Genomic DNA, 19854 nt, shown 5'->3' with positions numbered 1-19854 from the left:
TGCCCCGATCCGCCCGGACGCCCCGGCGAGCGGATGATCACAATGGCCGGGTGACCCGAAGCCTTCGCGCGACCTCCGGTGCCCTGCTCGTCGCGGGCACCACCTCCGACGCCGGCAAGTCCGTGGTGACCGCCGGGATCTGCCGCTGGCTGCGGCGCAGGGGCGTGCGGGTCGCGCCGTTCAAGGCGCAGAACATGTCGAACAACTCCGCGGTGACCCCCGACGGCGGCGAGATCGGCCGCGCGCAGGCGCTCCAGGCCGCCGCGTGCGGGCTGGCCGCCGACACGCGCTTCAACCCGGTGCTGCTCAAGCCCGGCAGCGAGCGCTCCAGTCAGATCGTGCTGCGCGGCAGGCCGCACGGGTTCCTCGACGCCGCCGACTTCGCCACGCTCGGCCCGATGGTCGTCGACACCGTCCGCGAGTCCCTCGCCGAGCTGCGGCGGGACTTCGACGCGGTGATCTGCGAGGGGGCGGGCAGCCCCACCGAGATCAACCTGCGCCACCACGACTTCGTGAACATGGGCCTGGCCCGCGACGCCGACATGCCCGTGGTCATCGTCGGCGACATCGACAAGGGCGGCGTCTTCGCGCACCTCTTCGGGACGGTCGCGCTGATGCCGCGCGAGGACCAGGCGCTGGTCGCCGGGTTCGTGATCAACAAGTTCCGCGGCGACCTCGGGCTCCTCCGCCCGGGCCTCGACCAGCTCCGCGCGCTCACCGGGCGCCCGGCCTTCGGGGTGATCCCGTGGCACCTCGACCTGTGGCTCGACGCCGAGGACGACGTCGCCTACGGGCGGGTGCTGGGCCGCCCGGCGCCGCCGCGCGGCAGCGAGTGGCTCGACGTGGCGGTGGTGCGGCTGCCGCGCATGTCGAACGCCACCGACGCCGAGGCGCTGGCCTGCGAGCCGGGGGTGCGGGTCCGCATGACGATCGAGCCGGGCGAACTGGCCGCCGCCGACGTGCTGGTCCTGCCGGGCTCGAAGTCGACTGTGGACGATCTGGAGTGGTTGCGCGCCAGGGGACTCGACGACGTCATCGCCGCGCACGCGGCCGCCGGCCGGCCGCTGGTCGGGCTGTGCGGCGGCTACCAGATGCTCGGCCGGGCCGTCCACGACGAGGTCGAGAGCCGGCGGGGGAGCGTCGCGGGACTGGACCTGCTGCCGGTCGAGGTGACCTTCGCGCCGGAGAAGACCCTGCGCCGTCCACAAGGGACCTACGGCGGCGTGCCGGTCGGCGGTTACGAGATCCACCACGGCGTCGACCGCGTCGACGAGGGCGCCGCGCCCATGTTCACCCTCCCCGACGGCACCGGCGAGGGCGCCCGCGCCGGATCGGTGTCGGGCACGCACTGGCACGGCGCCTTCGAACACGACGGCTTCCGCCGCGCCTTCCTGACCGAGGCCGCCGCGCTCGCCGGCCGCACCGGCTTCGCCGCCGCCCCCGACACCGACTTCGCCGCCGTCCGCGAGAGCATGCTCGACCTGCTCGGCGACCTGGTCGAAGAGCACCTCGACACCGAAGCCCTCCTGCGCGTCATCGAGGAGGGCGCGCCCGGCGGCCTGCCCTTCCTGCCGCCAGGCGCTCCCGGGAGCCCGTCACACGCGCAAGGCACAATGGGCCCGTGACCGGTATGCGCAGGCGACTCTTCCGCGACGACGCGGTGGTCCTGCGCGTCCAGAAACTCGGTGAGGCCGACCACATCGTCTCGATGATCGGCAGGCGCCACGGCCGGATGCGCGCGGTGGCCAAAGGCGTGCGGCGCACCAGCTCGAAGTTCGGGGCCCGCCTCGAACCCTTCGGGCACATCGACCTCCAACTGGTCGAAGGCCGCAATCTGCACATCGTCAGCCAAGTCGAGGGCATCGACCTCTACGGCCGCCGCATCGCCGAGGACTACGGCCGCTACACCGCCGCCTCGGCCATCGCCGAGACCGCCGAACGCCTCAGCCCGATCGAGGGCGAACCCGCGCTGCGGCTGTTCCAGCTCACGCTGGGCGCACTGCGCGCGCTCGCCGAGGGCCAGTACCCCTCGGCGCTGGTCCTCGACTCGTACATGCTGCGCGGCATGCACGACGCCGGGTGGGCGCCGATCCTGGTCGCCTGCGCCATCTGCGGCCTCAAAGGCGACCACCGAGCGTTCTCCATCGCCGCCGGCGGCTGCGTCTGCCGCGACTGCCGACCGGCCGGGTCGGCGCACCCCTCACCCGCCGCGCTCGACCTGATGCGCGCCCTGGCCGTCGGCGACTGGCGCAAGGCCGTCCCCAGCGTCGTCGGGGTCCGCAAGGAATCCAGCGGCCTGATCGCCGCGCACCTGCAATGGCACCTTGAGCGCGACCTGCGCTCACTGTCTTATGTGGAGAGATCTTGACCCGGTACCGCCCGCCGCAGCAGCACGCCTCCGGCGCCCGCCCGCCCCAGCTTCCCGCCGAGCTGGTGCCCGACCATGTCGCGATCGTCATGGACGGCAACGGCCGCTGGGCCAAGGAGCGCGGTCTGCCCCGCACCGAAGGGCACAAGCGCGGTGAGGCGGTCCTCTTCGACGTCATCGAGGGCGCCATCGAGATGGGGATCAAGACGGTCTCGGCCTACGCGTTCTCAACCGAGAACTGGCGCCGCTCACCCGAGGAGGTGCGCTGGCTGATGGGCTTCAACCGCGATGTCATCCACCGCCGCCGCGACGAGCTCAACGACATGGGCGTGCGCGTCCGCTGGGCCGGCCGCCGGCCGAAGCTGTGGCGCAGCGTCATCAAGGAACTCGAGGTCGCCCAGGAGATGTCGAAGGACAACGACAAGCTGACCTTGCAGTTCTGCGTCAACTACGGCGGCCGCGCCGAACTCGCCGACGCCATGGCCCGCATGGGCGAGGACGTCGCGTCGGGCAGGCTGAAGCCGGGACGGATCAACGAGAAGACCATCCAGAAGTACCTGTACAACCCCGATATCGGGGACGTGGACTTGTTCTTGCGTCCGTCAGGGGAGCAGCGCAGCTCGAACTTCCTGCTGTGGCAGAGCGCGTATGCCGAGTACGTGTACATGGACGTCCTGTGGCCCGACTTCGACCGCCGCCACCTGTGGAGGGCCTGCGAGATCTACGCCAGCCGCGACCGCCGCTACGGGGGCGCGGTGCCGAACCCGGTGGTGGACACGGGTGAGGACTTGAGTGAGGACCCGGCGCCGGTAACCAACGGCGCCGGATAGAGCCGCCAGGCAAAAGCGCCCCACCCCCGCCGGGTAGAAGGAAGCCGGCTCCCGCAGCCCAGGTTGAGGACCGGGTCCAGGGACGGAGTCCTTGGCAGGGTCCGGGACAGCGTCCCGGCGGGGGTGCTGGGGGCGGAGCCCTCCAGCCGGTTCTAACGCCGGGAACCAGCCCTCCCGACACCCCACGGCTCGGCCGCGCCGAGCACGGCCGCACCGCAGTGGGGGCAGGGCACCGGCGGTGGATCGATCTCATTCAAACCGTGCCACATCCCGCCGCGCCTTCTCGTAAACCCCGGCAAGCTCCATGTCGATCCGCGCCGACTCCGCCTCCGGGCACGCCACCTGCGCCGCCGCACCGGCCGCTTCCTCGATGAGCCGCACTCGCAGTCCCGTCGGGGGATGGCTGGCGAACAGACTCATCTCGGCCCGGATCGTCAGTTGCCGGCGATGGGCCGACCTGGGCGCCAGACGCGCCATGGCCTCGCGCACCGCCGGCCGCACCTTCTCCGGCGTGAACTCCCGTGCCCGCGCCTTCGACGTCACCACCGTCACCAGACTCTCACCGTTTACGCCCTTCTCCATTAGCGCCGCCATGCCATCGCGGCCGGCGATGCGGGCGGCGACCGCGTCGGCGCGGTACTCGGCCCGCTGCGACTCGCGCATGGCGATGGCGTAGACGCCTATGTCGGCGAGCTCCAGCAGTTTGTGCAGCGGACTGAGCAGCAGGTATGCGACTCGGTCGAGCGGAGATGGGTGGACACCGGGCCGAAACTGCGGCCGGGTCATGTCGGCCAGGGCGTATAGGACGGTCAGCGCGGGCCGTGCACCGAGTCTGCGGTGCGGGTTCTCATTGCTGAAGTGCCCGAATTCATGGGCCAGCAGGGCGACCCGCTCCTGCGGTTCCAGCCCGATCCACAGTGCAGTCCCAATCGCCAGTACCCGCCGTCTGCGAAACAGGCCGACGACTCCCGAGGCGGTGTTGAAACTTGGGTCGGTCACCACCACCTGCGGCCTCGGCGTCCCCGCCGCCGCGGCCACCCGGTCGATCAGCGCGTGCAGCGTCGGCGCGGCACTCGCCTCCACGACCTGCGCGTACTCGTCGAGCTTGTTCGAGCGCGGCCGCATGGCCCAGGCGACGGCGAGGCAGAACGCCCCCGGCACGATCCACCAGTTCGGGAAGGACCGCAGGCACAGCCACACGCCCAGCCCCGCGAGACCCACGGTCGCCAGGAGCAGCACGGCGGAGATCGCCGTCAGGAGGTACCGGCTGCGGCTGACCTCGGGCACGCCGACGGTCATGCGCAGCCGCTCGAAGGTGGCGATGGTGTCGCGGTAGGCGATCCGCCGCGAAAGGCGGTCCAGGATGTGCGGATCGTCGGCCGGCTCGAACGCCGCCAGGTTCCACAGGCAGACGGGGCACCAGGGCGCCTCGGACAGGTCGGTGACCAGCCGGGCTTGGCAGTCGGGGCAGTATTCGGACACGGCGAGGGACACAGTGGGCTCCGATGGGCGATCGGAAAGGGCCACGCGAGTGTAGACACTCCGCCGCCCTCGCGGCCGTTCCCACCTCCCCGTCCCGCGCCTATCCTCGCCCTCATGACCACAGTGGACGAGGCCGCGGCCCTCGGCGTCGACTTCGGCACCTCCAACACCGTCGCCGTCGTCGCGCGCCCGGGCCGTCCGGCGGCGCCACTGCTCTTCGACGGCTCGCCACTGCTGCCCAGCGCGGTCTACGCCACCGACGACGCCCTCCTCGCCGGGCGGGTGGCGCTGCGGTCGGCGGCGATCGACCCGGCCCGCTGCGAACCGCACCCCAAGCGCTGCGTCGACGACGGCACCGTTTTGCTCGGCGAGCGCGAGTTCGGTGTCGCCGACCTCTTCGCCGCGGTCTTCGGGCGGGTCGCCGACGAGGCGCGGCGGGTGCTCGGCGCCGGACCCGGGCGCGTCGTGGTCACCCATCCGGCCGGGTGGGGCCCGCGACGGCTGCGGCTGCTGCGCACCGCGACCGAGGCCGCCGGCCTGCCCACGCCCGACCTTGTCCCCGAACCGGTCGCGGCGGCCGCCTATTTCCTCGACCACCACGGCGCCCGGCTCCCCGAGGGCCGCCAGGTCCTCATCTACGACCTCGGCGGCGGTACCTGTGATCTGACCCTCGTGCGCCGCGAGCAGGGCCGCATCGTGATCACCGCCGTCGACGGCCTCGCCGACACCGGCGGCACCTTCGTCGACGCCGCCATCGTCGACCACCTCGCCCGCGTGCACCCTGGCGCCGGCGGACAGTGGGACCGGCTGCGCTCACCCGCCGACCGCAACGACCGACGCCACCGCAGGATGCTGTGGGACGACGCCCGCGAGGCCAAGGAGAACCTCAGCCGCGAGAGCACCGCCGCGCTGTTCCTGCCCCTCCTCGACACCGACGTCCACCTCACCCGCGACGAGGTCGACGCCCTCGCGGGCCCGCAGATCCGCGCGACGGCCGAGCTCGCCGCGCGGATGCTCGCCGCCAACGGCGGTGCCGTCGGCCTGTTCCTGACCGGCGGGGCCAGCCGCATGCCACTGGTGGCGACGGCGCTGATGCGCGCGACCGGGCTCGCGCCGGTCGTCGTCGAGCAGCCGGAACTCGTCGTCGCCGGGGGAGCCTTGCGGGGCCTGTCCCTGCTCGCGCCGACGCCCCCGCCGGCCGCCTCGCGGCCCCCGCCCGTCGAGCACCCGCGCGTGCCCCTCACACCGCCCGAGCCGGGCGTCGACGTCGTCGCGATCCGTCCCGACGGTCTGGTCTGGGCCTACGCCGCCGACGCCGGGATCCGCCTGTGGGATCCGGTCGGCGGCCTCCACCCCGAGGGCGCTCGCGGGCTCGACGACGACTGGCACCGGCTCACCGCCGAGACCCTCGCCTGGTCGCCCGACGGGCGGGTCCTCGCCGCCGCCGACGGCCGGGAGATCGGCCTCGTCCAGCCCGGCGGGAGCGGCCGCCTGCCGAACCTGGCCGGCCACGAGGCACCGGTCTCGGCGCTGGCCTGGTCGCCCGACGGGCGCTACCTCGCCAGCGCGACCGTCACCGGCGAGCTGTTCCTGTGGACCGCGCGCGGCGGAGTCGTCGAGGACTACCCCGAATGGGCGCCGGGACCGCCGGCAAAACCCCTCGACGGCAGCGGCATCGCGCGACTGTCGTGGTCGCGCGGCACCGAGCCGCGCCTGGCCGCGCTGGGCAACGAGGGGACCGCGCGGCTGTGGCGCGACGGGCGCATCACCACCCGCCGCAACGTCGCCGACCTGACCTGGCACCCCGACGGCGCGCTCGTCGAGGTCGGCACCCACGGCGCGCTGCGCCTCTACGACCCCCGGCGCGGCCTCGACCACGACGTCGCCCGGCTCGACCGCTGGGAGGGCGCGCAACTGTGCTGCTCACCCGACGGCCGCCGGGTCGCCGCCCTCGCCTCGGCCGGGACCGCGACCGGCGTGTGGACCTTCGACCTGGCCGCCCGCGCGGGCTTCTGGTGGCCCCTCGACGTGCGGATCGGCGCGGGCTCGCTGGCCTGGACGCCCGACTGCCGGTACCTCCTGGTCGCCGACGGAGGACCTGCCGGGCTGCGGGTCCTGGAGACGGCCGGCGGCGGTGTCGTCGCGGGCGGCGCGGGCCCGGCTCCCCGGAGCGTGTGAGGCGCTTTCGGGCGTCCGGCGGGCGCGGATCCGGCGCCTGCGGGCCGTGACCGGCCGGTTGCCCGAAGGTGCCACACCGACACCCCTCCGAGTACACCCGGTGAGGCGGTCGCCACGGGCGCAAGTGGCCTATCCTTCCCGTCATGGCGGAGTCGGCGAGTGGCGTGCGGTTGGGCATCGATTTCGGCACGTCCAGCACGGTCGCCGTCCTGGCCCGTGAGGGTCGGCCGATCGAGACGCTGCTGTTCGACGGCTCGCCGGTGCTGCCGTCCTCGGTGTTCGCCGGAGACGGGAAACTGCTGATCGGACGCGACGCCGAACGCTCCGCGGCCGCCGATCCCGCGCGCTTCGAACCCAACCCGAAACGCTGCGTCGGCGACGGTCTCGTCCTGCTGGGGGACAAGGAGTTCCCGGTCACCGAGGTCATCGCCTCGGTGCTGCGGCGCGTCGTCGACGAGGCCGTGCGGGTGGCCGGCGCGCTGCCCGAGGTGTCGGTCCTCACGCACCCGGCCGACTGGCGCGCCGAACGGCTCGGCGTCTTGCGCCTGGCCGCCAAACTCGCCGGGCTCAACGCGCCGCGCTTCACGCCCGAACCGGTCGCCGCCGCCACGCACTTCACCGCCCACCTCGGCCACACCTTCCCCGAGGGCACCGACACCGTCGTCTACGACCTCGGCGGCGGCACCTGCGATGTGACGGTCGTGCGCAACGACGGCGGGCGCATGCAGGTCGTCGCCTCGGGTGGACTGTCCGATGTGGGCGGTCTCGACATCGACGAGGCCATCGTCGACCACCTCCAGCGCGTCTACCCCGACGAGGCGTGGCGCAAGATCCGCTCCCCGGAGACGCCGAGCGACCGCCGGCACCGGCGCAGCCTGTGGCGCGATGTCAAGGACGCCAAGGAACTCCTCAGCCGGGAGAGCACCGCGGCGCTGTTCATCCCGCTGCTCGACAAGGACGTCCACCTCACCCGCGACGAGCTCCAGGGCCTGGCCGCCCCACTGCTCGACCGCACGGTCGCGCTGACCGTCAACGTCCTCGAACGCGCCAACGTCAGTGCGCAGAACGTGTCCGGCCTGTTCCTGGTCGGCGGGGCCAGCCGCATGCCACTGGTGTCCACATTGCTCCTTCGCCGCACGGGTGTCGCGCCGACGGTCCTCGAACAGCCCGAACTGGTCGTCGCCAGCGGAGCCGTCGACGCGCCGACCACCGCGCCGCCCGCCCCGGCGCCCGCGCCGCAGGACCCCACGATGTTCGTCCAGACCGTTCCGCCGCCACCGCGCCAGGTCATCCGGGGCGTGGCGAAGGTCCCCGTCCGGGCGCAGCCGCCGCAGCCGCCCGAGCGCGTCGTGCACGAGCCGCTCCCGTACACGCCCACCCGCGTCGAGACCGACCCCGAGTTCCTCGACGCGCGCGCCGAGCAGCCGGAAGAGCCGGTCGCGCCGCCGCCCCCGCCTCCCGCCGACGGTGACGTCCCCGTCCGTGTGCCCGAGGGCGACCTCGGCGCCGTGACAGCCCTCGCGCTGCGCGACGACCGCTACCTCGCCGTGGCCACCACCCAGGGGATCGTCATCGCCGAGGCCAGCACCGGCCGCCGCGTGACCGTCCTCGACGGGCACAGTTCCACACCCCGGGCGCTGGCGTGGTCGGAGGACGGGACCGTGCTCGCCTCCAGTGCCGACGGCGACGCCGTGCAGCTGTGGGCGCAGGCGAGCTGGGGATGGAAGGTGTCGCAGGAGATGTGGCGGCCCAACGTGCTCCAGCGGCGCCTCGGTTCGCACTCCGACCAGGTCCGCTCGCTGTCCTGGGCGACCGGCAGCATCGCCGGTGCCAACATCAACTCGATCCGCGTGTGGCGCAGCTATGACGGCAAGCTCAAGCGTGAGCTGACCTTCGCCGACCCCAACAGCACCGTCGTTCCCAAGGGCGTGCGCTGCGTGGCGTGGTCGCCCGACGGTCAGCTGCTGGCCGCCGCGGGCTGCCAGGGCCTGGTGAAGATCTGGCAGGTCGTCGGCGAGGACCCGACGATGGTGCTGCGCACCGATCCGCTGACGATCCGGCAGCTCGCCTGGTCGCCCGACGGCCGCCGTCTGGTCTTCGGCGACGCCGGCGGCGACGTGCGGATGTGGACCATCGGCGGCACCAAGGCAGTGACCCTCCCCAATGGACACAGCGCCGCCGTCGAGACGGTCGCCTGGTCCCCGGACGGCAAGCGCATCGCCAGCGGCGGCGTCGACCGCGTGATCCGCCTGTGGAACGCCGAGACCAGCGATCCGATCGGTGAGCTGACCGGCCACGCCGGCGACATCAGCGCCGTCTGCTGGACGGCCGACGGCAAGTACCTGGTCAGCGGCAGCGGCGACCGGACGGTGCGGATCTGGGATGTGAAGAAGATGCGGGAAGTGCGCTAGAAGATCCCGCGGAACACTCCGAGGGCGACGCTGATCGCCACGGCCCCGGCCGCGACCAGCACGGCCGCCGTGAGCATCACCCAGTCGACCGGCCGCATGCGTTGCGGGCGCGCGATCGTGCGCGGTGTTCGGGCGTCGAAGCCGCGCGCGTCCATCGCGGTCGCCAGGCGCGTGCCGCGCCGGATCGCTCCGACCAGCAGTGCGAACATCGTCGAGGTGAACAGCCGGATCCGTGCGACCGGGTCGAATCCGGCGTCGACTCCGCGCGCGCGGCGGGCCATCGCGATCATCCGCCACTCGGCCGACAGCAGTGGCAGCATCCGAAACGCGGCCAGGGAACCGATCGCGAAGCGGGCCGGAGCGCGCAGTTGCTGGACGAGCGAGTCGGCCAGGTCGGTGGGGTCGGTCGTGGCGAACACCAGCACGCCGGGGACCGCGACCGCCAGCACACGCAGGCCGAGGGCCGCGCCGGTGAACAGCGCGGCGTCGGTGAGCCTCAACGGCCCGACCTGGAGGACCACGTCCCCGCCGCCATCGGCGAACACGGCGTTGACCAGGGTGACGCTCAGCGCAGCCAGCAGCAGCAGACGGCTTCGGCGCAGGAACGCCCCGATCCGGATCCCGCAGAAGGGCAGCGCGAGCAGCTCGGCGGCCAGCAGGATCGCCGGCGTCAAGGGGTCGGTCGTGGAGACGGCCGCCAGCGAGATCACCGCGACCACACCGAGCTTCGCGGCTGGATTGCGTCGCGACAGCCACCCGGAGGGTGCCGCCAGCGGAGCGAGGGTCAGCACGCGATTCGTCCCTTGTGAATGGTCACGGACCGGTCGGCGAGTACGGCGGTGAAGTCGCGATCATGGGTCACCGCGACGATGCCGCGTCCCTCATCGCGGAGCGTCCCGATGAGGTCGACCAACTCGGCCCAGGTCCGCCGGTCCTGCCCGAAGGTCGGCTCGTCGAAGACCAGCAGTCCCGGCGCGGTGGCCAGCGCCGTGGCCACCGACAGACGGCGGGCCTGCCCACCAGAGAGGGTGTAGGGGTTTGCTTCGGCGAGTGCCGACAGCCGCAGCCGTTCCAGAAGCTCACCGACGACGCGGTCGGCCTCACCTGCGGGCATGCCGATGCGCCGGGGACCGAGGGCCAGCTCGTCTCGGACGTTGGAGGCGACGAACTGCTGCTCGGGGTTCTGGAACACCGAGCCGACGGTGCGGGCGAGTCTCGGTGCCCGCCACTTGTGCGGGGAGGCGGCGCCACCGGCCAGAATCACCCGTCCTGAGGTCGGCCGCAGCAGTCCGCCGAGCATGAGCGCGAGGGTCGACTTGCCCGAGCCGTTGGCGCCCAGGACCGCGACCAGCTCACCGGCGCCGACCGCGAGATCGACGCCGCTCAGGGACGCCGTTTCGGCGCCAGGGTGGGTCAGGCCCAGGTCTTCGGTCCGGACGAGTTCGGCGCCGGGCGGGCCGCCGGCGTGCCGGACCGCGACGGGCTCGGCCCCGGGAACCCAGACGCCCTGCCGCGTCAACTCCTCGCCGTGTTCGGCGAAGACCTTGCCCGGCGGCCCGTCGGCCAGCAGCCCGCCGTCCTCGGCGAGCACCACGACCCGGTCCACCAGCCCGACCACGTCGGCGACGCGGTGTTCGACCATGACCATCGTCGACTCGCTCGCAGCCAGCACCGACCGCAGTGCATCGCGGACCTGCCCGGCGCCTTCGGGGTCGAGGTTGGCGGTCGGCTCGTCCAACAGCAGCAGCGACGGCCGCAGCGCCAGCACTCCCGCCAGCGCCAGGCGCTGCTGCTCTCCGCCGGAGAGGGCGGTGGTCTCGCGTGCGCGTCCGTACCCGAACCCGACCGAGTCGAGGGCGGTGTCCACTCGCGCCCAAAGATCTCCAGCGGGGAACCCGCGGTTCTCCAGCCCGAAGGCCACGTCGTCACCGCTGCGGACCATGACCAGCTGGGACTGCGGATCCTGGAAGACGATCCCGGTGCGCTCGCGGGCCTTGCGGGCGTCGATCCCGTCGACGAGGATCTCGCCGGACTGCTCACCGGAATCCTCCGGGAGCAGCCCGGCCAGCGCGCCGAGCAGCGTCGACTTGCCCGAACCGGACGGGCCGAGCAGGAGCACCCGCTCGCCCGAGCCGATCCGCAGGTCGACGTCGCGCACCGCCGGGGCCTTGCGCCCGGCGTGTCGCCAGCTGAAACCGCGCAGTTCGACCGAGGCCATGTCAGACCGAGGCGCGCTCTCGCCCGGAGGGGAAGCGATCGAGGACGCCCGTCTGGGCCAGGGCCTTGGTCAGCAGCAGGGCGCCGAGGCCGGCCACGACGGCGCAGGCGACGGCTGCGCAGGCGATGTAGCCGAGTTTCCAGGACACCGACCACGACGCGTAGGAGTAGAAGACGTCCCAGGTCGTGGCGGCGGCACCGCCCAGGGCGCCCGAGAGCAGCGCGACACCGATGCCGAAGCGGCGGTACCCGCCGGCCGCGATGCCGAGCTCGGCGCCGAGGCCCTCCACGGCTCCCTGCACGATGACGATCGCGCCGTAGGGCGAGCCCAGCAGGACCGATACCGCCGAGGCCAGTGTCTCGGTGAACAGCGCCGCGCCCGCCTTGCGCACGATCATCGGGGCCAGCACCGCCGGCAGGATCCACAGCCCATAGAGCACTGCCTGCGCCGGGGGGAAGAACTTGAACGCGCCCTCGGTCACCGACCACAGGCCGTTGGCCACCTGGAACACCACGCCGAAGGCCACCGCGAGGACCGCGGCGACCACGATGTCGACGGTGCGCCACCGCGCAACAGAACCACCTACATTGGACATTGCTACCTCCCTGATCGCACGCAGGGGGAACACGAGAGAATACGACTCCCTTCGCCGGTGCTAACCGGATCAGGTTCGTAGGGTCTGCGCTGCTGCGCACTCTCAGCCGAGGGGGCTCCCCTGTCGTCGATGCGACGTTAGCACCGGGCGTGGTGGTTTGCCATCGGCGGTTCGGCCCGGCAGGCTGGGATGATGCTCGTCGACGCCGAACCCGACGCCCGGCACGCGGGCCCGCAAAGCCCTCGCCGCAAGGGCCGACGCCTCCCGTTGGGCGGGCTCGAACTCCTCGCCGCCGGGCTGATCGTGATCCTCGTCGCCCGCCCCTGGCTCACCGGCGCACTCGCCGCGCCCTGGCTCCAGCGCTGGACCGTGGTCTTCGTTTCCGTGATCGTCCAGGCCCTGCCGTTCCTCGTGTTCGGCGTCGTCCTGTCGGCCGTCATCGCCGTGTTCGTCCCACCGGCGTTCTTCGCCCGCGTCCTGCCCCGCAACGACGCCCTCGCCGTCCCCGTCGCCGGAGCCGCCGGCGCGATCCTGCCCGGCTGCGAGTGCGCCTCCGTGCCCGTCGCCGGGGCCTTCATCCGGCGCGGTGTGACCCCGGCGGCGGCACTGGCGTTCCTGCTGTCGGCGCCGGCGATCAACCCGATCGTGCTCATCTCCACGGCGGTCGCCTTCCCCGGGCAGCCCGAGTTCGTCGCCGCCCGCTTCGGCGCCTCACTGCTCGCCGCGGTCGTCATGGGCTGGCTGTGGCTGCGCCTCGGACGCACCGACTGGCTCAAACCGCCCGCCCGCCCCCACGACGACGGCTCCAAGGCCGCCGCCTTCTGGGCCTCGTGCAGGCACGACATCATGCACGCCGGTGGATTTCTGGTCATCGGCGGCGCGGCGGCGGCCACCCTCAACGTCGTGATCCCCGAACGCTGGATGACCGCCCTCGCCGACAACCCGGTCCTGTCGGTACTCGCCCTGGCCGTCCTCGCCGTGCTGCTGTCGATCTGCTCGGAGGCCGACGCCTTCGTCGCGGCCTCCCTGACACAGTTCTCCCTGACCGCGCGGCTGGCCTTCCTGGTCGTCGGGCCGATGGTCGACATCAAACTCGTCGCGATGCAGACCGGCGTGTTCGGGAAGTCCTTCGCCGTGCGCTTCGCACCGGCGACCTTCGTCGTCGCGCTCGCCTCGGCGGCCCTGGTCGGGGCGGTGTTCCTGTGAGGCGGCAGGCGCAGGCGGTCGTGCTGATGCTGCTCGGCGGGGCCGTGCTGCGCACGAGTCTCACCGACGCGTACCTGCGGTATGTGAAGGAGGGGCTGCGTCCGTTCCTCATCGCCGCCGGTGTCGCGCTCATCGCCATCGCGGTGGCCACGCTGTACTACGAGCTGCGTGCCCGGCGGGCCCCGCACGGGCACGACCACCCCGAGCCGAAGGTCTCGTGGCTGATGCTGCTCCCGGTCGTCGGGCTGCTCCTCGTCGCGCCCGGCGCGCTGGGCGCCTACGCCGCCGACTCCACCGGCACCGCGCTGGGCGCCTGGGACGAGGAGTCGGACTACTCGCCGCTGCCCGACGGCGATCCCGCCGAGATCGGCGTCCTCGACTACGCCTCGCGTGCCATCTTCGACGAGGGCCGCTCGATGGAGGGCCGCCGCGTGAAGCTGACCGGCTTCATCACGCGCGGCGAGGACGGGACGGTCTTCCTGACCCGGATGATCCTGAGCTGCTGCGCCGCCGACGCCCGGCCCATCAAGGTCGGCATCGAGGGCGCGAGCGCCGACGGGATGGCCGACGACACGTGGGTCGCGGTGGTGGGGACGTACTCGCCGGCGATGGTGCGCGACCCGATCAACAACGAGCGGATCCCGTTCATCGCGGCGGAGTCGCTGGAGCGGGTGGGGACGCCGGCGAAGCAGTATGAGTGAGAGGACGGGGTGGGTTCTGGAGATGGGTGCGGCCGTTTACCGCCCTGAGATCGATATCGACGGTGTGAAGTCACGCGTCCTCACCGATCAGCTCTTCTCGATCGCCCCCGAACGGCTGGGCGATGTCAAGGGCGGCCTTGACTCCGCCGAGATCCAGGATCTCGACCGGGCGCTGCTGTTGAAGCTGGGCTTGTTCTGACCGGGTCTCCCACTACCTCCCCGCACACCCCGCGCAAGTCCCGAAGATCTCCAGCGTGTGCGCCACGTCGGTGAACCCGTGCTCGGCGGCGACCTTGTCGGCCCACCGCTCGACGGCCGGCCCGGCGACCTCGACGGTCCGCCCGCACGAGCGGCACACGAGGTGGTGGTGGTGCCCCTGCGAGCAGCGCCGGTAGAGGTGCTCGCCGCCGGGCAGGCGCATCACGTCGATGCGCTCGGCGTCGGCGAGGGCCTGGAGTGTGCGGTAGACGGTGGTCAGCCCGACCTTGGCGCCGCGGTCGCGGAGGAGGGCGTGCAGATCCTGCGCGCTGCGGAACTCGTCGACCTCGCCGAGCAGGTCGAGGACCGCCGTGCGCTGACGAGTGGAACGGGTGAGGGTGCCGGTGCTGGCTTCTTCGGTCAAGACGACTCCTGAACATGGTGGACCGCGTCGGCGACGATGTGCGCGATGTGGTCGTCGATGAGGGAGTACGCGATCTCCCGACCGCGACGCTGGCCCCGCACCACACCCGCCCCGCGCAGGATCCGCAGGTGCTGGGAGATGAGCGGCTGGGGGGCGCCCAGGGAGTCCACGATCTCATGCACGCAGCGTTCGCCCGCGGCCAGTTCGGTCACGATCGCCACCCTCAGTGGGGCGGCGAGGGCGCGCAGCAGCTCCCCGGCGGCCCGGTACGCCTCTGTGCGGTTCTCGGCGAGCATGGAGCAACCGTAGCGTGCACCGATAACCGAAGTCGTCTGCGACGGTCCCGGGAAATGTTCAGGCGGCCTTGTCAAGGGTGCAGTCCAGCGGTTCGGGTACCGACGGCCCGGCCGGCCGCGGCCTCTTGCGCCGCAGACCGCGGCGCACGAGCTTCACGACGCCGGTGACGACGGCCACCAGCACGAACAGTCCGAGCGCCATCAGCACGATCATCGCGCCCGGCGGGAGGTCGCCGACACCGGCGACGACCACGCCCGATCCGGCGGCCAGGACACCGAGGCCCATCGCGCCGAACATGGTCACGGTGAAACCGCGCGCGAACTGCTGCATGGTCGCCACCGGCACCACGAGCAGGGCACTGATCAGCAGCAGCCCGACCGCCCGCATCGCCACCGTGACGGTCACCGCGGTGGTCACCGCGAGCAGCATGTTCAGGGCGCGCACCGGCACGCCGGAGACCTTGGCGTACTCCTCGTCCTGACTCACCGCGAACAGCCACGGCCGCAGCACGACCATCAGCACGGTCACCAGGGCGCCGAGCAGCGCGATCGTGCGCAGATCCTCCGGCGAGGTCGTGACCAGCGACCCGAACAGGTAGGACATCAGGTTCGCGTTCGACTTCCCGGCGCTCATCCCGATCAGCACGACACCGCCGGCGATGCCGCCGTAGAACAGCAGCGCCAGCGCGATGTCGCCGCTGGCCTTGCCGCGCTCGCGGATCAGCTCGATGGCGACGGCGCCGATGATGGTCACGACCACGGCGGTCCACACCGGCGAGGTGCCCATGAGGAAGCCGACGGCGACACCGGTCAGCGCGACGTGGCCGATCCCGTCGCCGATGAGGGCCATGCGCTTTTGGACCAGGAACACGCCGACCGAGGGCGCGGCGACGCCGATGATGAGCGCGCCGACGAGCGCCCGCATCATGAAGTCGTAGCCGAAGATGCTCAGGTCCACAGCCGCTCCTCCTCCTTGGCGTGCGGATGGACGTGCACGTGCCCGGGATCGGCGTGCACTCCGGCAGGTTCGGGAACGGGTCCGTCGTGCACGATCTCGCCGTGCGAGAGGACGACGGCCCGGTCGATCAGCGGCGCCAGCGGACCCAGCTCGTGGGCCACCAGCAGCACGGTCGCGCCGTCGGCGACGCGGTCGGCGAGCACGGCCGCGAGGGCCTCCTGGCTGGCGGCGTCGACACCGGCGGTGGGCTCGTCGAGGACGAGAAGCTCGGGCTGCGCGGCCAGCGCGCGGGCGATGAGGGTGCGCTGCTGCTGACCTCCCGACAGCGTCCCCACCGGGTCCTTCGCGCGGTCGGCGAGACCGACGGCCTCCAGCGCCGCCTCGATCACGGCCTTGTCGCGCTTACGGGCGGGCAGGCCGATGGTCCGGCGCGACAGGCGGCCCGCCGCGACGACCTCGCGGACACTGGCGGGCACCCCCGACCCGGCGCCGAGGCGCTGCGGGACATAGCCGACGCGATGCCACTTACGGAAGCGCCGCACCGGCGTCCCGAACAGGCTCGCGGTGCCCTCGGAGAGACGGACGAGGCCGAGCGCGGACTTGATCAGGGTCGACTTCCCCGACCCGTTGGCGCCCAGCAGCGCCACCGCCTGCCCTGCCTCCACCCGCAGGTCGACGCCGTGCAGCACGGCGCGGTCACCGAAGTGGACCACGCCGTGCCGCACGGCGACCGGTGGTTCGAAGCTCTTATCCACAGCCGAGCGCCTCCTGGAGAGCGGTGAGGTTGGTGCGCATCACGGAGAAGTAGTCGCCGTCGTAGTCGGCGGCGAGACCCTCGATCGGGTCGAGGACCTTCGCCTGCGCCCCCACTTCGGTGGCCAGGGTCTGGGCCACGTCGGGGCTGACGAGGGTCTCGAAGAAGATCGTGGTCACGCCGTGCTCCTTGGCGAACGCGGCGACCTCGGAGATCCTTCCCGGCGAGGGCTCGCCTTCGGGGCTCAGCCCTTCGATGGCGACCTGTTCGAGGCCGTAGTGCTCGGTGAGGTAGCCGAAGGCGGCGTGGCTCGTGACGACCTCCCTGCGCTCGCAGGTGGCCAGGCCGTCGCGGTACTCGGTGTCGAGGGTCGTCAGGCTCGCGCGCAGGGCCGCGGCGTTGTCGGTGTAGGCCTGGGCGTGGCCGGGGTCGACGGCGGCGAGCTTCGCGGCGACCTGGTCGCCGACGGTGGCAAGGCGCGTCGGGTCGAGCCAGATGTGCGGGTCGAGGGCCGACTCCCCGGCGTGCTCGGCCTCCCCCTCGTGGTCGTGACCGGTGCCGTGGTCTTCGAGCGGGCTCGCGGTGGCCGCGTCGAGGGACTTGTCGGCGGCCTGCTGGGCGATCGCGTCGTCGACGGCCGGCTGGAAACCGCCGAGGTAGACCACCAGGTCGGACTCGGCGAGGTCGGCGACCTGCTGCGGCGACAGTTCGAGGTCGTGGGGCTCCACCCCGGGCGCGGTGAGGTTGGCGACGTTGACGTGCTCGCCGCCGACCTTCTTGGTGACGAACTGGAGCGGGTAGAAGGCGGCGACCGCCTCGACGCTGGCGTTGGGGTTGGCGTCGGGGTCCGGGGTGGTTGCGCCACCGCCTCCCTTGGAACCGCACGCGGCGAGGGCGAGAACGCCGGTGACCAGCAGGGACGCACCGGCGACCTTGAGGGGTGTCTGTCGCATGGGACCAGCCTGCGCGCTATCGACAATCATTGTCAACAACGCATACGCTGTTTCGGGCCAGTGAGGGACGGTCGAAGTGGTGGTAAACATCCCAAAGAGGGTGAATGGTTCACCTGTCAAGTGATCCGGATCACTTTTTCAGCAGCGTCCCGACGAGTCGCGCGGCCAGTTCGCGGTCCTCCGCCGGGCTGGGCGGCTGTGAGCCGCGCACGACGTGGATGAAGCTCTCCTGCATGCAGGCGCCCATGAGGAGCTTGGCCATCACCTCGGGGTCATCTCCCGGGGTCAGGCGGCCGGCCTCCTTCTCGGCGGAGAGGTAGGCGGTCAGGGCCACCATCGGCACCCAGGGGCCCTTGCTGTCGTCGGCGTCACTCGCACGCTGCTTTCGCAGCAGCTCCGGGGCGGCCAGGATCGCGCCCGCTATCGGCACCGACCCCCGGAAGAAGGCCATCGCGGTGGCCGCGACGTCTTCGAGGTTGGCGCGCAGGTCGCCGGTGCCGGGCTTCTTGATGAGGGCGGTCAGCAGGGCGCCGAGCGCGGGCAGTCGCTCCATGAAGACCGCGACCATCAGGTCGTCCTTGCTGGAGAAGTGCTTGTACAGGTTCGCCTCGGAGTAGCCGGCGGCCTTGGCGATCTCCTTGGTGGTCGCCCGGATCAGTCCCTTCTCGGACAGCACGGCCAGTCCCGCGTCGAGGATGCGGTCGCGCGCCTCCGCCTGTCGGGGTGTGAGATCCATCTGACTCTCCGGGGTTGCTGGGTTGGTGAGTATTCACTTACCTTGGTTAGTGAACACTCACCACCATACCGGGAGCCTGATCATGCGACTCGTCATTCTCGGCGCCACCGGCGGCATCGGCCAGCACGTCGTCGGGCAGGCCGTCACCGCCGGACACGAGGTCGTCGCCGTCGTGCGCGACCCCTCCGTCCTCACCACCCGGGGCGACAACCTCGAAGTGAGCACCGCCGACGCCCTCGACTCGGCCGCGCTGACACCCGTTCTGAGCGGCGCCGACGCCGTCATCAGCGCCCTCGGCGTCCGCCCGCCGGTCAAAGGACCCGTCAGTCTCCTGGCGAACGGCGCCACCGCCGCGCTGAAGGCCATGGAGGCCGCCGGCGTCACCCGCTTTCTCATGGTCTCGGCCGCCGGAGCCTTCCCGGAGGCCGCCGACGGCATCGGCACCCGCCTGCTCGTCAAGCCCCTGGTCGGCAGGGTCTTCCGGTACAGCTTCGACGACACCCGCGTCGCCGAGGAGATCGTGCGCGCCTCCAGGGTCGACTGGACGATCGCCCGCCCGCCCCGCCTCACCGACGACCCCCGCACCGGCCGCTACCGGGTCGGCGACGAGCGAGGGCTCAAGGGGGCGTTCACGATCACGCGCGCCGACGTCGCCGACTTCCTGCTGCGCGCGGTCGGTGATGCCGCGACGCACCGCCGCGCCATCGTCATCGCGAAGTGAGGGGGCGGGGGGTGGTCGCCGGCTGCCACGATGTCGGAATGACGAGCGGTGCGCGGATCGACTGGCAGGAACTCGCCGAGGACATCGGCGTCGACCCGAACTCCGGCGGTGACCGCGTCGCCCGTCGGGCGCTGGCGTTCCTGCTGGGTGACGATGCCGTGCGGGCGGCCGTCGACTGGTACGTCGACGGCCGCCCCGCCTCCGAGCACGCACGGTCGGTCTTGCGTCTGCTGCAACCCGATGCCGCCCGTGCCCGCTGCCTGGAGATCTACCGCGGCGATCCCGACGCCGACCGTCGTCATCTGGCCGTTGAGTTGCTGCGGGTCGTCGCCACGGCGGAGGATCTGCCGCTGGTGGCGGAGTTCCTTGCGGACGCCGATCGCGTGGTGCAGGCGTGGGGTATCGGTGTTCTCGACCAGCTCGTGTTCGGTGACCTCGTCGATGCCGATGACGCGGAGCCGTATCTGCGGGTGGGGGAGGGGCACGGTAATGCTTTTGTCCGGGAGAAGTGCGGGGAGCTGCGTGAGGTGTTGGGGCGTCGTGGCCGTGGACGTGGCTGACGCCCGCGGGCTCGGGGCAGGCGTGGCTGCGCGCGGGGTTGGGGGCTTCGTGCCGGGGGCGTGGCAGACCACGCGGGGTACCCTGCCGCAGCCGGCTTCCTCACCGCAGCCACCCCCGCCCTGAGCCCTCGTCCCACCCCAGCCCTCCCCAGCCCGCAAGGTCAAGCCCTCGGCCGGGGGCTTCGCCCCCCGCACCCCCACCGGAGCTCCGCCCCGGACCCCGCTGGGACTCCGTCCCAGACCCTGCTGGGAGGCTTCGCCCCCA

The 19854-nt window shown here is 72.2% G+C and carries 20 protein-coding genes and 1 riboswitch; of the genes, 10 read left to right on the top strand and 10 right to left on the bottom strand.

Going from position 1 to position 19854, the window contains the following annotated elements:
- Positions 1–50: 50 nt before the first annotated feature.
- Genes AB0I28_RS36950 through AB0I28_RS36940 form a run of 3 tightly spaced genes read left to right on the top strand, consistent with a single transcriptional unit; the run spans position 51 to position 3198 of the window.
- Positions 51–1625 (top strand): cobyric acid synthase, encoded by a 1575-nt coding sequence (locus tag AB0I28_RS36950; RefSeq protein ID WP_357500667.1) that lies wholly within the window; start codon positions 51–53, stop codon positions 1623–1625.
- On the top strand, positions 1622–2368 hold the full coding sequence (recO, locus tag AB0I28_RS36945) for a DNA repair protein RecO (RefSeq protein ID WP_357500666.1): 747 nt from the start codon (positions 1622–1624) through the stop codon (positions 2366–2368). Before AB0I28_RS36950 ends, recO begins: the two co-directional genes overlap by 4 nt.
- Positions 2365–3198: an isoprenyl transferase gene (locus AB0I28_RS36940; protein WP_357500665.1), complete on the top strand. Its 834-nt coding sequence runs from the start codon at positions 2365–2367 to the stop codon at positions 3196–3198. Before recO ends, AB0I28_RS36940 begins: the two co-directional genes overlap by 4 nt.
- A 249-nt stretch (positions 3199–3447) precedes the next feature.
- Here AB0I28_RS36940 and AB0I28_RS36935 read toward each other — a convergent pair whose 3' ends face one another.
- Positions 3448–4692 carry a M48 family metalloprotease gene (locus AB0I28_RS36935; RefSeq protein WP_357500662.1) on the bottom strand — a complete coding sequence of 415 codons (1245 nt, stop codon included), beginning with the start codon at positions 4690–4692 and terminating at the stop codon, positions 3448–3450.
- Between the two features lie 102 nt (positions 4693–4794).
- On the opposite strand from AB0I28_RS36935, the gene AB0I28_RS36930 reads away from it, so the two are divergent.
- The gene (locus AB0I28_RS36930; RefSeq protein WP_357500661.1) at positions 4795–6858 is read left to right on the top strand and encodes an Hsp70 family protein; all 2064 of its coding nucleotides are present in this window, start codon (positions 4795–4797) and stop codon (positions 6856–6858) included.
- 143 nt (positions 6859–7001) lie between these two features.
- Positions 7002–9269 (top strand): Hsp70 family protein, encoded by a 2268-nt coding sequence (locus tag AB0I28_RS36925; RefSeq protein WP_357500660.1) that lies wholly within the window; start codon positions 7002–7004, stop codon positions 9267–9269.
- Here the strand turns inward: AB0I28_RS36925 and AB0I28_RS36920 are convergent.
- Genes AB0I28_RS36920 through AB0I28_RS36910 form a run of 3 tightly spaced genes read right to left on the bottom strand, consistent with a single transcriptional unit; the run spans position 9266 to position 12082 of the window.
- Positions 9266–10060, bottom strand: a complete 795-nt coding sequence (locus tag AB0I28_RS36920; protein ID WP_357500658.1) for an energy-coupling factor transporter transmembrane component T — start codon at positions 10058–10060, stop codon at positions 9266–9268. The genes AB0I28_RS36925 and AB0I28_RS36920 overlap by 4 nt on opposite strands.
- Positions 10054–11487 (bottom strand): ATP-binding cassette domain-containing protein, encoded by a 1434-nt coding sequence (locus AB0I28_RS36915; RefSeq protein WP_357500657.1) that lies wholly within the window; start codon positions 11485–11487, stop codon positions 10054–10056. The genes AB0I28_RS36920 and AB0I28_RS36915 overlap by 7 nt, the downstream gene beginning before the upstream one ends.
- 1 nt (position 11488) lies before the next feature.
- Positions 11489–12082 (bottom strand): ECF transporter S component, encoded by a 594-nt coding sequence (locus tag AB0I28_RS36910; RefSeq protein WP_357500655.1) that lies wholly within the window; start codon positions 12080–12082, stop codon positions 11489–11491.
- A gap of 29 nt (positions 12083–12111) precedes the next feature.
- A riboswitch (TPP riboswitch) is annotated at positions 12112–12214 on the bottom strand.
- 60 nt (positions 12215–12274) lie between these two features.
- On the opposite strand from AB0I28_RS36910, the gene AB0I28_RS36905 reads away from it, so the two are divergent.
- Genes AB0I28_RS36905 through AB0I28_RS36895 form a run of 3 tightly spaced genes read left to right on the top strand, consistent with a single transcriptional unit; the run spans position 12275 to position 14188 of the window.
- Positions 12275–13288 carry a permease gene (locus tag AB0I28_RS36905; protein WP_357500652.1) on the top strand — a complete coding sequence of 338 codons (1014 nt, stop codon included), beginning with the start codon at positions 12275–12277 and terminating at the stop codon, positions 13286–13288.
- On the top strand, positions 13285–13989 hold the full coding sequence (locus tag AB0I28_RS36900; protein ID WP_357500650.1) for a TIGR03943 family protein: 705 nt from the start codon (positions 13285–13287) through the stop codon (positions 13987–13989). The genes AB0I28_RS36905 and AB0I28_RS36900 overlap by 4 nt, the downstream gene beginning before the upstream one ends.
- A gap of 22 nt (positions 13990–14011) precedes the next feature.
- Entirely contained in the window at positions 14012–14188 is a 177-nt protein-coding gene (locus AB0I28_RS36895) for a type II toxin-antitoxin system PemK/MazF family toxin (protein WP_357500647.1), read from the top strand.
- Between the two features lie 12 nt (positions 14189–14200).
- Here AB0I28_RS36895 and AB0I28_RS36890 read toward each other — a convergent pair whose 3' ends face one another.
- From AB0I28_RS36890 to AB0I28_RS36865, 6 genes are all read right to left on the bottom strand, one after another.
- Entirely contained in the window at positions 14201–14611 is a 411-nt protein-coding gene (locus tag AB0I28_RS36890; RefSeq protein WP_357500645.1) for a transcriptional repressor, read from the bottom strand.
- Entirely contained in the window at positions 14608–14907 is a 300-nt protein-coding gene (locus AB0I28_RS36885) for a metalloregulator ArsR/SmtB family transcription factor (RefSeq protein WP_184786993.1), read from the bottom strand. Before AB0I28_RS36885 ends, AB0I28_RS36890 begins: the two co-directional genes overlap by 4 nt.
- Before the next feature lie 58 nt (positions 14908–14965).
- Positions 14966–15859: a metal ABC transporter permease gene (locus AB0I28_RS36880; protein WP_357500725.1), complete on the bottom strand. Its 894-nt coding sequence runs from the start codon at positions 15857–15859 to the stop codon at positions 14966–14968.
- The gene (locus AB0I28_RS36875; protein WP_357500643.1) at positions 15856–16620 is read right to left on the bottom strand and encodes a metal ABC transporter ATP-binding protein; all 765 of its coding nucleotides are present in this window, start codon (positions 16618–16620) and stop codon (positions 15856–15858) included. Before AB0I28_RS36875 ends, AB0I28_RS36880 begins: the two co-directional genes overlap by 4 nt.
- Positions 16613–17572, bottom strand: coding sequence for a metal ABC transporter substrate-binding protein (locus AB0I28_RS36870; protein ID WP_357500642.1), 960 nt, complete (start codon positions 17570–17572; stop codon positions 16613–16615). The genes AB0I28_RS36875 and AB0I28_RS36870 overlap by 8 nt, the downstream gene beginning before the upstream one ends.
- A 130-nt stretch (positions 17573–17702) precedes the next feature.
- A complete protein-coding gene (locus tag AB0I28_RS36865; protein ID WP_357500641.1) occupies positions 17703–18308 on the bottom strand; it encodes a TetR/AcrR family transcriptional regulator in 606 nt (201 codons plus the stop codon).
- A gap of 82 nt (positions 18309–18390) precedes the next feature.
- Between AB0I28_RS36865 and AB0I28_RS36860 the strand changes: the two genes are divergently transcribed.
- Together AB0I28_RS36860 and AB0I28_RS36855 are read left to right on the top strand one after the other, a co-directional pair.
- A complete protein-coding gene (locus AB0I28_RS36860) occupies positions 18391–19029 on the top strand; it encodes an NAD(P)H-binding protein (protein ID WP_357500640.1) in 639 nt (212 codons plus the stop codon).
- Positions 19030–19067: 38 nt separating this feature from the next.
- A complete protein-coding gene (locus tag AB0I28_RS36855) occupies positions 19068–19589 on the top strand; it encodes a hypothetical protein (RefSeq protein WP_357500639.1) in 522 nt (173 codons plus the stop codon).
- The last annotated feature ends 265 nt before the right edge of the window (positions 19590–19854 follow it).

Origin of the sequence: Phytomonospora sp. NPDC050363 (genome assembly GCF_040655735.1) — a bacterium.
Classification (GTDB): domain Bacteria; phylum Actinomycetota; class Actinomycetes; order Mycobacteriales; family Micromonosporaceae; genus Phytomonospora.
The sequence above is the reverse complement of the archived record's forward strand: the minus strand, read 5'-3'. Positions and strand labels throughout refer to the sequence as shown.

Coding starts and splice junctions, on each gene's coding strand:
- AB0I28_RS36860 (WP_357500640.1), top strand. CDS start 18,391: ATGCGACTCGTCATTCTCGGCGCCACCGGCGGCATCGGCCAGCACGTC.
- AB0I28_RS36865 (WP_357500641.1), bottom strand. CDS start 18,308: ATGGATCTCACACCCCGACAGGCGGAGGCGCGCGACCGCATCCTCGAC.
- AB0I28_RS36905 (WP_357500652.1), top strand. CDS start 12,275: ATGCTCGTCGACGCCGAACCCGACGCCCGGCACGCGGGCCCGCAAAGC.
- AB0I28_RS36930 (WP_357500661.1), top strand. CDS start 4,795: ATGACCACAGTGGACGAGGCCGCGGCCCTCGGCGTCGACTTCGGCACC.
- AB0I28_RS36915 (WP_357500657.1), bottom strand. CDS start 11,487: ATGGCCTCGGTCGAACTGCGCGGTTTCAGCTGGCGACACGCCGGGCGC.
- AB0I28_RS36925 (WP_357500660.1), top strand. CDS start 7,002: ATGGCGGAGTCGGCGAGTGGCGTGCGGTTGGGCATCGATTTCGGCACG.
- AB0I28_RS36885 (WP_184786993.1), bottom strand. CDS start 14,907: ATGCTCGCCGAGAACCGCACAGAGGCGTACCGGGCCGCCGGGGAGCTG.
- AB0I28_RS36855 (WP_357500639.1), top strand. CDS start 19,068: ATGACGAGCGGTGCGCGGATCGACTGGCAGGAACTCGCCGAGGACATC.
- AB0I28_RS36895 (WP_357500647.1), top strand. CDS start 14,012: ATGGGTGCGGCCGTTTACCGCCCTGAGATCGATATCGACGGTGTGAAG.
- AB0I28_RS36910 (WP_357500655.1), bottom strand. CDS start 12,082: ATGTCCAATGTAGGTGGTTCTGTTGCGCGGTGGCGCACCGTCGACATC.
- AB0I28_RS36870 (WP_357500642.1), bottom strand. CDS start 17,572: ATGCGACAGACACCCCTCAAGGTCGCCGGTGCGTCCCTGCTGGTCACC.